Origin of the sequence: Pseudomonas fragi (assembly GCF_025426255.1) — a bacterium.
Taxonomy (GTDB): Bacteria; Pseudomonadota; Gammaproteobacteria; order Pseudomonadales; family Pseudomonadaceae; genus Aquipseudomonas; species Aquipseudomonas kulmbachensis.
In genome coordinates, this window is the sequence record NZ_CP104861.1 from 3249562 (window position 1) to 3261886 (window position 12325).

The 12325-nt window shown below is 50.2% G+C and carries 10 protein-coding genes and 1 pseudogene; 4 read left to right on the top strand and 7 right to left on the bottom strand.

What is annotated here, in order from left to right; translation table 11 throughout:
• The first annotated feature begins 519 nt into the window (after positions 1–519).
• Complete coding sequence (locus tag N7D90_RS14925; protein ID WP_261738744.1) at positions 520–723, top strand: DNA-binding protein; 204 nt, start codon at positions 520–522, stop codon at positions 721–723.
• A gap of 1098 nt (positions 724–1821) precedes the next feature.
• Here the strand turns inward: N7D90_RS14925 and N7D90_RS14930 are convergent.
• Positions 1822–2034: a hypothetical protein gene (locus N7D90_RS14930; protein ID WP_261738745.1), complete on the bottom strand. Its 213-nt coding sequence runs from the start codon at positions 2032–2034 to the stop codon at positions 1822–1824.
• Positions 2035–2599: 565 nt separating this feature from the next.
• Between N7D90_RS14930 and N7D90_RS14935 the strand changes: the two genes are divergently transcribed.
• The 3 genes from N7D90_RS14935 (at position 2600) to N7D90_RS14945 (ending at position 7832) form a co-directional block, all read left to right on the top strand.
• Complete coding sequence (locus N7D90_RS14935) at positions 2600–3766, top strand: AAA family ATPase (protein ID WP_261738746.1); 1167 nt, start codon at positions 2600–2602, stop codon at positions 3764–3766.
• Positions 3763–4257: a hypothetical protein gene (locus N7D90_RS14940; protein WP_261738747.1), complete on the top strand. Its 495-nt coding sequence runs from the start codon at positions 3763–3765 to the stop codon at positions 4255–4257. Before N7D90_RS14935 ends, N7D90_RS14940 begins: the two co-directional genes overlap by 4 nt.
• Positions 4258–5573: 1316 nt before the next feature.
• Positions 5574–7832 (top strand): AAA family ATPase, encoded by a 2259-nt coding sequence (locus tag N7D90_RS14945; RefSeq protein ID WP_261738748.1) that lies wholly within the window; start codon positions 5574–5576, stop codon positions 7830–7832.
• A gap of 321 nt (positions 7833–8153) precedes the next feature.
• On the opposite strand, the gene N7D90_RS14950 is transcribed toward N7D90_RS14945, so the two are convergent.
• From N7D90_RS14950 to N7D90_RS14975, 6 genes and pseudogenes are all read right to left on the bottom strand, one after another.
• Positions 8154–8948: a DNA adenine methylase gene (locus N7D90_RS14950; protein WP_261738749.1), complete on the bottom strand. Its 795-nt coding sequence runs from the start codon at positions 8946–8948 to the stop codon at positions 8154–8156.
• Positions 8949–9098: 150 nt separating this feature from the next.
• Positions 9099–9622 (bottom strand): annotated as a pseudogene (locus N7D90_RS14955) (lysis protein).
• Positions 9619–10152: a glycoside hydrolase family 19 protein gene (locus N7D90_RS14960; protein ID WP_261738750.1), complete on the bottom strand. Its 534-nt coding sequence runs from the start codon at positions 10150–10152 to the stop codon at positions 9619–9621. The pseudogene N7D90_RS14955 and the gene N7D90_RS14960 overlap by 4 nt, the downstream one beginning before the upstream one ends.
• A 56-nt stretch (positions 10153–10208) precedes the next feature.
• On the bottom strand, positions 10209–11246 hold the full coding sequence (locus N7D90_RS14965) for a phage late control D family protein (protein ID WP_261738751.1): 1038 nt from the start codon (positions 11244–11246) through the stop codon (positions 10209–10211).
• Between the two features lie 49 nt (positions 11247–11295).
• The gene (locus N7D90_RS14970) at positions 11296–11505 is read right to left on the bottom strand and encodes a tail protein X (RefSeq protein WP_261738752.1); all 210 of its coding nucleotides are present in this window, start codon (positions 11503–11505) and stop codon (positions 11296–11298) included.
• Complete coding sequence (locus N7D90_RS14975; RefSeq protein ID WP_261738753.1) at positions 11480–12325, bottom strand: phage tail protein; 846 nt, start codon at positions 12323–12325, stop codon at positions 11480–11482. Before N7D90_RS14975 ends, N7D90_RS14970 begins: the two co-directional genes overlap by 26 nt.

A 12325-nucleotide genomic window follows, 5' to 3' on the forward strand; every position in this document is an offset into this window, starting at 1 on the left:
ATTTACGGAGTTATGTAGGTCGAAGCCGGACTAGAACTGGCGTTGGCGATTTTGCAATCTGGGCGGTAAGTCCTTTAAAACCGTGGCTTGTGGGTTACTTGGCGTTCCATTAACAGGAGTTCCCGTACAGCTTGCAGGCTGTATTCTATCTAGGCTCGGTCTTAGGTTATGGCCCCAAAAACCACCCTTCCTACAGCGTCCTGCTTGTCAAAAAACAACTCCAGAGCACTACACATAGATCCGTGAGAAGGTCACGCAAAAGTCACGCAGCCTTCCCCCTACGGCATCCTGTCGATGAATTGCCCCAGCTTTCGCAGACGCTTGGATTGACCGTTTTTGGCCGAGCATGGCAGGACCGTGCGAGGCTAATCGGATCGCAATATGATTTTATACATCTAGGGGCACGGGGCTAGCTCCGTAGGTACTTCCAAGCCACCTTTCGGCAGTTATGTCTGGGCGCAGAGCGTCCTAAATGAACTAAACTAAATTAAACAAACACAAACGATCTCGACCTGAACTATGGGCACTCTAAAATCACCGGCTGAGGCTAAAAATTGGCTGCGTGCCAACGGCATAAGTATTTCGGATTTCGCTCGCCAGCATGACCTTGATCCGGCCACCACTTATCAGGTTTTATCAGGCGTCAAGAAGGGGTATCGCGGGAAGGCCCATAAGGCGGCAGTCGCACTGGGTATTAAAGCCGACCCAATTTGTACCCAGTGAGGCAGCTCCTGCAGGACTCTTAGGCCCGATTACTGCCTTTGGCCAGAGACTATCACTCAAGCCACACAGGCCTGAGAAGCATGCAACGCAATCGTCACTGATCGCTGCGGAGCCGCCCTCGAAGTTCACTCAGCTCCCATGCGCCCACTGAGACCCTCTATTCGGCATCCGTCCCTGCTCCTCACGCAGGTATTTTTGTCCCCCAGGACAGCAGAGATGTAGGGAGTTGAACTAATATTTTTATTGTAAGGGCTTAACGCTCATTCAGCCCCTGTGGCTGGTTAGTGAAGGAGGCTTTGCAATGTCCGTGACTTACCTTCCGTTGAAAGCTTGGAACAAACAATGGATTCTTGAGGGGCCCCGGTTGCTGTGCCGGCGCTGCGGAGCAAGTCAGGACCTCACGGACGGTAGCGCTTTTAGCCATAAGCGTGGCTGTCCGCTTTGGGGACGACAAGCTCAATACCCTTGCGCTGAATTAGCCGAGATTATGAAGCAAAAGATCCAAGCTGGACTTTTCTGACATACACGGTTGGAAGTCTGTATTGATCACCTGATCCTGGATAGCCCGGCGTCTCATAGCACGCGCTCTCCTTCCCCACGCCCATCGATCCCCTCCCAAAACCGCCGTCACCCGTTCCCCCTCAGGCAGGTTTTTTGCTCGACCAACACCAATCTGTACGAACTTGAACTATTGTTTTAACTGTCAGGTTTTAACGCCCACTCAGTCGCTGTGACTGGTTACAAAAGGACTGCTTAGCGATGTTAGTGCCCTTCCACACTCTGGATACTTGGAACAGTCACTGGGTCATTCAGGGCCTTAGGTTGCGTTGTCGGCTCTGCGGAGCAAGCCAGGACCTCACAGACTGCAGCGCTTTTAGCCACTGCCATGACTGTCCTTTCTGGGGTAGACAAGCTCAATACCCTTGTAGTGAACTAGCCGAGATCCTTAGACAAAAAAACCAAGCAGGGCTGCTCTGATCCTATGAGGATATAGGCCAGCCGCTGAAAAATTTAGGCAGACACTAAAACTCGAATTTAACGCCTTTCAGTTTCCATCCATCACTAATGTGGAATGGATGAAAGCTGCGGGTTGTAGTTCTAATGCAACGTAGGTGTTACAGCGCCCTGCGCTCGAAGCTGATAATCGGTAACTACTTGGTATAACGATTCCGCCAGCAATCGCAGGCGCTCTACCTCTTCTGGAGGGCATCCTCTTGATTCGGCTTCGCGATAGCGACATATAGCTTCGCTAGCCTGCTGGAGCAGCGGCTCCCCAACCTCGGTCATTCCCAGTATCGTCCTCTTCATCAATACTCACCCTCTCAGTATTGAGATCAGTCTAGCTGTTACCCACTGAGGGGTAGCATTCGGCGAAATAATTTACTTCGCCTCCTAGCACCCCATACGGGTTTTAATCTCCACAGGCATCTAAATTCAAGGCTTTGTGCTTGGCGCACGCTGCAACAACGCCCAACAGCGCTGTTAACAAGGTCACTCGAAAAGTCACTCGACCTTTTTTGCTCACCACCGACTACCTGCCGACCGAGCACTATTAGCATGCTCCCTATCCAGCCTCTTCAGCGTAGCCATCGATGATGGTCTCGACTAACTACCCACAAGAGCCATAAGCAAAGGCTCATAGTGATAACGGGGCTGATGGCACCGGAGTGAAGAGCTCACAGGCAGCTAGGCCTCCATGCCTGTCGACTCGCCCGACAAATGACTCCCAACACCATGGAGATGGCTCTGTAATCCGAAGGAGGGCCTCAGGGTTGACTACACAAGAACCGAATTCACGTGTAGCTATCGTGCGCGCAATACCTTATCCTGCGATCGCGACATTATTGACGCGATATTCACTTAAGGACAGCTTCAGATGATCTACTCTTTCGGCGCTAATAATTACTTTTCTTTTAAGGATGGTTTTCAAATATCACTTGAATTCAATTCAAAGGTACCAAAAAGCATATCCAATTCAAGAAAATTTTCTACGATATTGGGGGTCAAGGGCGGAAATGCTTCTGGAAAAACAAATATCCTTAAGTGCCTCCAATTTTTGTCTTACTTCATATCAAACTCTTTCAACCAGCCACCCGAAGCAGATATTTTTCTTCACCCTTTTTTCGACAGCAAAAAACCAACTGATGTTTATATAGACTTTGAGAGCAATGGCATTCGTTACATCTATGAGCTTTCGACCACTAAGGAAAAAGTGATTCGCGAAGCGATTTACAAGAAAATCTCACGAAAAACGCTAATCGTTGAAAGAAAAAATAATGAACTGAAAAGCAGAATATCTGAGCTTAGCGATTTGGACCTAATCACACTACGAAGTAACGCCTCACTAGTGGATACTGCTTTACAGTACAACATAAAAGAAATAGGGCAAGACCTACGGAATATAAAATCTTTTTTTAATCGTTTCAGCGGAAACGTTAGCTCAATGGGGGTAATGGAAGACAGCTACGTCTTTGACCACAACCAGATCAGTGAGTATTATCATAAGAACCCGAGCGCGTTTGAGTTTGCAAAAAAGATCATTAGATCTTGCGATCTAGGGATCTCTAATGTTGAAATTTTCCAAGCAGAAAACGAAAAAGGCGAACCTCGCTACTTTCCAATGTTCATACATCCTTTCGACTTGAACGGCCCCAAGTCGGAAAAGCTTAGTTACTGGGATGAGTCTGACGGTACTAGAGCACTTTACCGTCGACTATTCCAATACTGGAGAGCGCTAACTAGCGGCGGGGTTTTAATCATGGACGAATTTGATACAAACTATCACCCTGATCTACTTCCACAAATCCTTGATCTTTTTATTAATGAAAGCAGCAACCCCGAAAACGCTCAATTTATCTTTACTTCTCATAATCTTGAAATAATGGACTATCTGGGTAAATATCGGACTTATCTTGTATCCAAAGAAAACTGTGAAAGCTTCTGCTATCGACTTGATGAAATACCCGGCGACATCATTCGAAACGACCGTTCCATCTCAAGCCTTTACCGAGATGGAAAGCTTGGCGGTGTTCCTAAGCTATGAAAAAATTCACTAACAATTCTCGCAAAAAGAAATTCATAGAACAGTTCCCGACAGTAAGCTTGGAAAACAGCGATATAAAAGGTAGATGTAAGTTCAATCTTTCATTTTTCGACGATTCGCAACAATACGGTTCAAGCTTCGCGGCGCTACGCCCTGATGCGCTCACAGATATAATTGACAAGATCAAAGCGTACACTCGTAATGAATTAAACTACTGGCGCAACCAGCGATGCGGAGGCCATGGTCTAAAAATCCTTGCTGATTACGAGACATTCCCTAAAAAAAGCAACTTCAAGCATCCGAAATTTGTGCCCCACGATGTTAGCTGGTGTCGATTTAGAATGGAAAACTTATCACGATTAATTGGCTTCACAGTGCCTGGCTCACATATAGACAGGACTAACAAAACATTCCCAGACTATGACTTAAATACATTTTATTTGGTTTTCATCGATCTAGATCACAATTTCTATTTGACTGAGTCTCAATAACCCCCCGGCGACCGGTAAAGAAATACGGTCGCCATTTCAATGATTATCTGGGAAGTCATCTACTTCCCAGTTCTGCCACTTCACCGCCCTCCTCAGTATCCTAGTGTACTGTCTCAGAATAAAGTCATTTCCTACTGGTGAATTTCCCCATGAAAAACAGATACATATGGCTACGTCACAGGGACGTTTATTTCGAGACAGCACACTAAGATCTAGCGAAGCCTAGTGAGAGCTTCCCAAATTGATCACGCGGATTCGATTCCCGCCACCCGCTCCACTATTTTCTATGCCTGTAGCTCTATACATCCCTTACCGCATCCATCTGGGGGCCGCTTCATGAGATCTGACGCAAATAGCCACACAGCCTAGTACCCACTCCCATATACGTGCCAATCCTCAAATTCGTGGTGATCTGTAAAAAGTAATACTGGTAATATCACCTTCAAAAAATGGCTACAGTCCTTACAGACCAAGGTTTCCAGCGCTTTCAGGAAAAAGCGATATTTGAGCGATAGGAAGGCGATAGTATTACCTTCCTATAATGCTATATTTCTACTCTTTAAACTTAATGAATCCGGGGATGGGTAAGAAATATTACTTTTCATATCGCTTCATATTACCTTCCCTTGTGATACCAAAAGCCCACTAAAACGGGGCCTCCAGACCTATCCATCAGCCCTTATTACTAATATCGTTATTTTGAAAACACCCCCCTATACTTGAGAGCCAATCGCAATAACAAGATGTTTTTTAGACAAGCCCGAATTGCCCGAGCAATGGTGAACCTGATCATCGACAGTGTGCAGTCCCGTGAAATCCACCAGATACGCTATAGGCCCAGTCGGTCATGGCGCGCAAGGAATTCAGCCTTTCCCGCACACACCATCAATACCGAACCAAAAAGATTGCGCGCGTTTTTGAAAACACACCGAAACCCGTGTTTTAAAATCTTTCGCCCAATGAATCCGAGCACTTGGCCGCCACTCCTGCGATGACCGCGCAGTGTGCCGCTGTGCAACCGCGCTGCATTTCTCTGCAGAACTTTGCATTCTGTGCAATTGCCGATCCCCTGCAAATCTCCACGGCCTGCCTGGGCTGCAGGTTCGTTTGCACTACACCCGGATTTGCACAAAAAAGCACACAAGGCCCGTCGGCGGGAGGGGGATAAATGCATTTTGAACATTTCTTTGTATGAATTGTATTTTCATCATAAATGATTGCGTTTAGCCATCACCTTTAGGACACTAGACATCAGCTAGAAAAGATTTGAGTAGTAAATACGGCTATTGAATAGCATCACTCAGGGAGCGACAGCTGTGCTAACAAAAATTAGCAAAATAAAAGGTCTAGGCGTTTATGACGATTACTCGCCCCCTATAGACTTAAAAAATTTCGGCACCAGAAATATTTTCTTCGGCTGGAACTATTCCGGCAAGACAACCCTCTCCCGTATTTTTGCAATGATTGAGCAAAAAGCCACAAACTATGATTTGCCGGCATTCAACTTCACGATTGACTCTACTGACGGTCCTATAACTGAGAAAAACTACCTCACATCAAAGCTGGAAGTGAGAGTATTTAATGCTGACTTTGTTACTAACAACTTAAATTTTACAGGCAGCCCTTTCAAACCCATTCTTTTGCTTGGAAAAGAAACTGAAGCTGCACAAACAGAAATCGACAAACTTAACCTTCACACTGAAAGACTCGACCTAAAACAAACAGGAACCAAAGCGCTACGAGATGAAAGGAAACGTAAATTTGACAAATCTAAAACAGACACTTCTGCCGCAATAAAAAAACAGCTAGGCATAATCAGCGTCTACGGCTCAATTCAACTGGACAAGGATATCGCTGCCATACGGACATCAAGTGAAAACTACACATTAGGCGATGAAGACCTTGAAAGCAACTTAAAACTCGCACTAACATCGAACACGGACCAACTACCTGACATCAACCTGTGCTCTCTAAACCTACAACTTTCCACACTAGCAAAAACCACTGCCAGCTCATTAAAAATCGTACCCGACCTAACCAATACAATTGAACACCTAATAAACTCCCCAGCCATTGAGAACTGGGTAGAAAGTGGCTTACCACTTCACAAAGAAGGCGATAACTGTGAGTTCTGCGGTTCGATTCTAGACAAAGCCCGATATAAGGAACTTATAAATCATTTCTCCAAAGAGCTTGGCGACCACAAACAAGAACTACGGAATTTAAAATCAAAGATCGCCAACGCTAAAATATCACCCCCTCAAATTAAAGAAATAGAATTCAACTCTCAATTCCGAACAAAGTTTTCAGCAATCTACTTGCAGATCGATACAGCGATTACCGACTACAACTGGCACCTTGGAGTCCTTTCAGCGGAAGTCGATAAAAAACTCAACGAACCTTTTTCCCCACGAACCCTAGACGAACCAACACTCTTTTCAATTATTGGATCATCCCTAAAAACCCTAAACAAAGCTTGCACCCAGCTGAATGAAATAATCACAGAAAACAACACTTTAAATATTGAATTCAGCAGTAGAAAATTAGAAGCGATAGAGCGCACTCGCAAACATTTAGTCTCAGATTTCTTAAAAATCCAAGACTATGATGCATACGATACTATGCAATCCTTGCTCACACGCCATGAGAAAAAATACGGCGAACTGGCACAGCGACTAAATGGCAAAATCGCTGAACTTAGAGCTTTAATAAGTAAGGCTCAATTAGGGCGAGAAAAAATCAACAGCCGAATTGAAAGTCTTCTAGGTGGCAACTGTGTACAGATAAACATTATCAGAGCTGGGGACGAAGAGCGATTCCAGTTAGTTAGACGAGATGGACAAATAGCGAAGCATTTAAGCGAGGGAGAGAAAACAGCAATTGCCTTTAGCTTTTTCTTAACCAAACTTGATGAACTAGAACATCTAAGCGATGCAGTTGTATACATAGACGACCCTATTTCCAGCCTCGATAGCAACCACATATTTCAAGTAGTTGCCATAATCAAAGAAGTCTTTTTCCTTAAGGACGAAGTCTCAGGACAAACACATACGCGTTGCAAGCAATTATTTTTATCAACGCACAACTTTGAGTTCTTGTACTTAGTAAAGGAGCTCAAGCTCACAGGGAGCACCGCATCAAGCAACTACTTAATCAAAAAAACAACACCAACAACATCAACAATTTCAAACATGCCGAAGTCATTACTACTTTATAAGTCTGAATACCACTTCCTATATTCAATCATGCGTGACTTCCATGAAAGCAACGACAAATCCAACTTTGAAGTTCTTATGCTACTCCCTAACGCTGTCCGTAGATTCCTTGAACTATACACCTACTCAAAAATCCCCGGAAACGCAACAGTTGACGAACGCGCTGACAAGTTATTCGGCAATGAAAAGTCCAAGAGACTGCTAAAAGTATTTCACTTCTTCAGCCATGGAAACACTATTGAAAGGATGGCTAGTAATAGCGATCTTCTATGCGATATTGAAGGTGCAATATCTGACTTAATGACCTTGCTTGAGTCAGACAAATACCACTTTGAAGCTCTGAATTCAGCTCGCAGTTAAATTTTATAGGCGTGGATTCACGCCTATAAACTCATAAGGTTATACCCTGCAATGTGACTACCGGTTTTCGAGCTTTCATCGAGAGTCCCATGAATTCGTTACTGTCCTTTGGACTCTGCTTCGGACCAGGTAGGTGGGTATGGTGGATGCCCCGGACTTTATAGATACACAATGACCGCCTATGACCGATTGTAGCCCTTCTCGACATGCTAAATCGTCCATGTGGATATAGGGTGTATCTGACATATTCAGAATAAATCACTCTGGAAAAATCAATCATCGCTCTAACGTAGCCAAGAATCCGATCACGATCAGGCTTTACTAAAAAAGCCCTCCCAGATCACTCGGCACCCAGCTCATCACAATCAACTCCCCCGTCACCTCAGCCTTCCCCTGCCGCTGATTCGCGGTCGTGTACCGAATCTCGGTCGTCTCAAAATGAAACCCCTCAAACACCCGCCGAATGTCCGGGTGATCGTTAATACTGACCATCACCTTGCCTTTGCAGCGCCGCATAAAGTCAGCCATCCGCTCGTAGTTCTCAAACGGGAAATCCACGCCGTAGCCAGCAGTCTGCCAGTAAGGTGGGTCCATGTAATGGAAGGTGTGCGGCCGGTCGTAACGCTCTGCGCACTCAAGCCAGGGCAGGTTTTCGACGTAGGTGCCGGATAGACGCTGCCAAGCTGCAGAAAGGTTTTCTTCAATCCGCAGCAGGTTGATTGCAGGAGCAGTTGTTGCGGTGCCGAAGCTCTGACCTGAGACCTTGCCACCAAAGGCATGGTGCTGAAGGTAGAAGAACCGAGCGGCGCGCTGGATGTCGGTCAGGGTTTCCGGGCGAGTCATTTTCTGCCACTCGAAAATCTGCCGTGAGCTGAGAGCCCATTTGAACTGGCGCACGAATTCTTCCAAGTGGTTCTGCACCACGCGGTACAGGGTCACCAGGTCGCCGTTGATGTCGTTAAGCACTTCGACCGGGGCAGGCTGTGGGCGCAGGAAGTACAGCGCCCCTCCGCCGGCGAAGATTTCGACATAGCATTCGTGGGGTGGGAACAGGGGGATAAGGCGGTCGGCCAGGCGGCGTTTGCCGCCCATCCAAGGAATGATGGGAGAAGACATAATATGCAAGACCTTTACTGTATGGATAAACAGGTGTTAGGCTCGCTCCGCTTTGTGCACGAAGCAGGAGCCTTGACTGGGCTTGCAGGACTGATCTGCGGGTTTGGTGGCCGGGCTGGATGTTGACGCATCCAGCTTTGGCCGCTCCTTTTATTTCGTGCCTGATACTTCTTTGGCGTAGGCCTGGCAGGCCTGCAGCGCGATCAGTCCTTGATCGCCGTCGCCGGTGATTCCGATAATTCGTTGAGCATGCGCAGGGTCAAGTCTGGCGCTATGGGCGCCATAAACCACGCCGCCGGTGCGGGTGGTGGCTTGCACTGCGTCATAACCAGTTGCGGCGGCGTCGAGCTGGACTGACAACCGCAGATCAGCAGTAGCAAGGCGATCACGCAGGCGTGCCTGTTTGGTTTTTCATCGGTCAGGGCTCGGTAATGGGATTGGTCGCTGACTGCCAGCCATTGCTCCAGGGCGAGGCGCTTGCCCCGCTCTGCCAGAATATGTGCGGCGTTGGCATTGGCCAGATGGGTGCGTTCGGTTTGGTATGCAGCTTCCTTAGCAGCCAGTTGCTGGCCGTAGGCGTTGGCCTGCCACGTCCATGCGGCCCACGCACTGCCAGCCATCAGGGCCAGGGTGATCAGCAGCACCCCGCCCCACTTCACCGCATCGATCTTCACGCCAACACCTTGAGCGCCCGGGCGTACAGCGTCTGCCGATCGACTGCGCCATTCTGGCCACCGTTGATGCGCCGGGTGATCTTGTCGAACTGGCCCGCGTCGGCCAGTGTGCTCAGGCCTTTGGTCGCCCAGAACCATGCCGCCGACATGCAGGCGTGCTGTGGTTTCTCCAGCAGTTCGGGCTGCTTGATCAGATCAAGGCCCAGCCCTTCGCCGCACGCCATGTAGTTCGCACGGCCGGTGATCTGGATCAGGCCACGCCCTCGGTACTTGGAGCCGTCGCCTACTACGGTATTGCCCAGGTCTTTGCGATCTTCGTATCTGGCTTGGGCAGCCGTTGGCCCCCAGATTTCTTTGACGTATTTGAGCTGGCCAGACTCATGGCCAATCTGCGCGATAAACGCGGCTACGCGCTTCGGACCAATGATCTGGTAACGCACCATAGCGGTGTTCAGCAGCGGCACAAAAACGCCGGCAACTGGGCCGGCGTTGGGGAGAATCTGCAGCAGTTGTTGCGTGGTAATCGACATAAGTTGCCCTTACGAAAAAGCCCGCACAAGGCGGGCCGGGGGTGGGGATTTTCGGGTTAGAGTTGAACGATTTTCAGGGTCTTCTCAGGCTTCTTGCCTTTGACCTTGGCCTTGCCCTTCTTGCCGGCGTTGCACTCGATCGTCGTCGACCAGCCCGACTGGGTGAATACCTGCTCCCGGGAGTCCACCAGATACTCACCATCGAGCCCGTCCTTGAAACCCTGTGCGTTGATCATCCGTTCTGCGAACAGATCCGAGCGCCCGGGCATCTCCAGCCGTACACCGGCCGTGGAGCGGTTGAACGCGGCCAAACGCGCTTTTGCGGCCTGCTCGGCGGCGGTCTTGTTCGGGTGGATATGCCGATCGGTATGCACCGGCGGCAGGCCGTCCGGGGCGTCGTCGTTGTTCAAATTCACCACCGCCAGTTTGCCGGTAGCCTTGTCCTGGTACTTGGTGCTCACAGCCTTGTGGGTCGAGCGATCGCCCAACCGAAAGCTGTAGCGGCTGACGTCCGTTTTGTTGATGGTCACGACGCCCAGCGTCTTGCCGCTGGCCGTGACACCGCCCTGACGCGGTATAACGATCAATTTGCCGTCAGCGACCTTGGCCGTGCAGTCATGCAGCCGGGCCAAGCGGGTAATAAAGTTAAAGTCTGATTCACCCAACTGGTCAGCCCGGGGTACGATCGTGGCCACCGTACAGGCCGGCTCCCAGCCGTTACGCCGGGCCACGGTGCTGACGATGGTGGCCAGGGTGTCGCCCTCCCAACTGCCGCTTCGGGTGGTCTTGCCGCTGCCGCGCATGTCGCTGGCCTTGCCGCGTATCACCAGCGTGTCCGGCGGGCCGGAGACTTCGACCTCATCGACCACATAGCGGCCCTCCCGGGACAAGGTCGACCCGGCATAGCCCAGATAGATTTCGATGCTGGCACCGCGAGACGGCAACGTCACGGCGCTGTCGCGGTCGTCAATGCGCAACTCAAACTCGTCCGACTCCATCCCGGGTTTGTCCGAGGTGCGCAGCAACAACAGCCGGTCGTTGATCATGCGGGTGATGTCGCTGCCATCGGCGACGATGCGAAAAACGGGTGTCATATCTAGCTCCAACAAAAAGCCCCGCACAAAGGCGGGGCTCAAGGGTTTTTCAGCTCCAGAGCTGGACGGCCTGCTCATCGCTGGCCAGCGCCAAGTCCGGCAACACGATCAGCACACCACCACGATACGGCTCCGGCTCAGCGGCCAGCCCGGGGTTGGCTTCCAGCACCGCCTCCACGCTGCCGTTGAGGTGGCCATAGGCGTTGTGACAAATGGTGTAGAGCTTGTCGCCGTCAAGCGTTCTGCAGGTCCTCGCCATATCGGACGAACTCCAAACTAAAGCCCTGTTTGCGGGGAATTCCGCCCTGCAGGAACGCGCTCTGATCCTCGGTGATCGAGGTCAGGCACCAATCCCCCAGGACGTAGCCATAGCCCGTGGTCAGCCCCAGAGGCACCAACAACCCACCAATGCTGCGCAGGGTGTCCAGTTGCTTGAGGCCGCCCCGGTGCCCGGGAAAGATCGAACCTTTGAGGGTGATTTTATCGTCGCCCATGCCCACCGCCTGCTGTGCCGGCCGACGCACCAGGCGCTCTTGCGAGGCCCAGCGGAAACCGCTTTGCCGGTTCAGTTCCTCAAAGGCCGCCGTGTCCAGGTTGAAGTAGTACGGCGGCGCCTCATGCTTGTGCGGCTGCAAAATCAGCAGGTGCGGAAACGGCTTAACCGCCTCCACGGCCGGGGTGGTATCAGTCGCAAACACGCTGGTGGGCAGGATGTTGCCCAGCGCGGGATTGATCTTGCCCGCAATCTGGTTGATCGCATTTTTAGCCCGGGTGGCCTGCTCGCTAAATACTCCCAGACGCTGCTCGATCTGCGAAGCCGCGCGGGTGGCTTGGTTATAAACCGCGATCACCGAACCCACCTTGGACTGTGCGGCGCTGATACCGCGCATGACCCGCTGCAGCTTTTCCCCAACCAACGGGCCAATCACCGGAAGGGTCTCCAGCTCCGACGCGGCGCCGGTGATTTCACTGATCGCCCCGTTTACCGGGCCCATCATCCCATCCAGACTTCGCCGCCCAGCCTCCCCGGCCGTGGCCAAGTAGCTGAGCGTGCTTTGCATCTGTTCCATGTAAGCCAT

Bases quoted from the DNA above. Each gene is read 5' to 3' on its own strand.
- N7D90_RS14925 (WP_261738744.1), top strand. From the start codon at position 520: ATGGGCACTCTAAAATCACCGGCTGAGGCTAAAAATTGGCTGCGTGCC.
- N7D90_RS14935 (WP_261738746.1), top strand. From the start codon at position 2,600: ATGATCTACTCTTTCGGCGCTAATAATTACTTTTCTTTTAAGGATGGT.
- N7D90_RS14940 (WP_261738747.1), top strand. From the start codon at position 3,763: ATGAAAAAATTCACTAACAATTCTCGCAAAAAGAAATTCATAGAACAG.
- N7D90_RS14950 (WP_261738749.1), bottom strand. From the start codon at position 8,948: ATGTCTTCTCCCATCATTCCTTGGATGGGCGGCAAACGCCGCCTGGCC.
- N7D90_RS14960 (WP_261738750.1), bottom strand. From the start codon at position 10,152: ATGTCGATTACCACGCAACAACTGCTGCAGATTCTCCCCAACGCCGGC.
- N7D90_RS14965 (WP_261738751.1), bottom strand. From the start codon at position 11,246: ATGACACCCGTTTTTCGCATCGTCGCCGATGGCAGCGACATCACCCGC.
- N7D90_RS14970 (WP_261738752.1), bottom strand. From the start codon at position 11,505: ATGGCGAGGACCTGCAGAACGCTTGACGGCGACAAGCTCTACACCATT.
- N7D90_RS14975 (WP_261738753.1), bottom strand. From the start codon at position 12,325: ATGGCTTACATGGAACAGATGCAAAGCACGCTCAGCTACTTGGCCACG.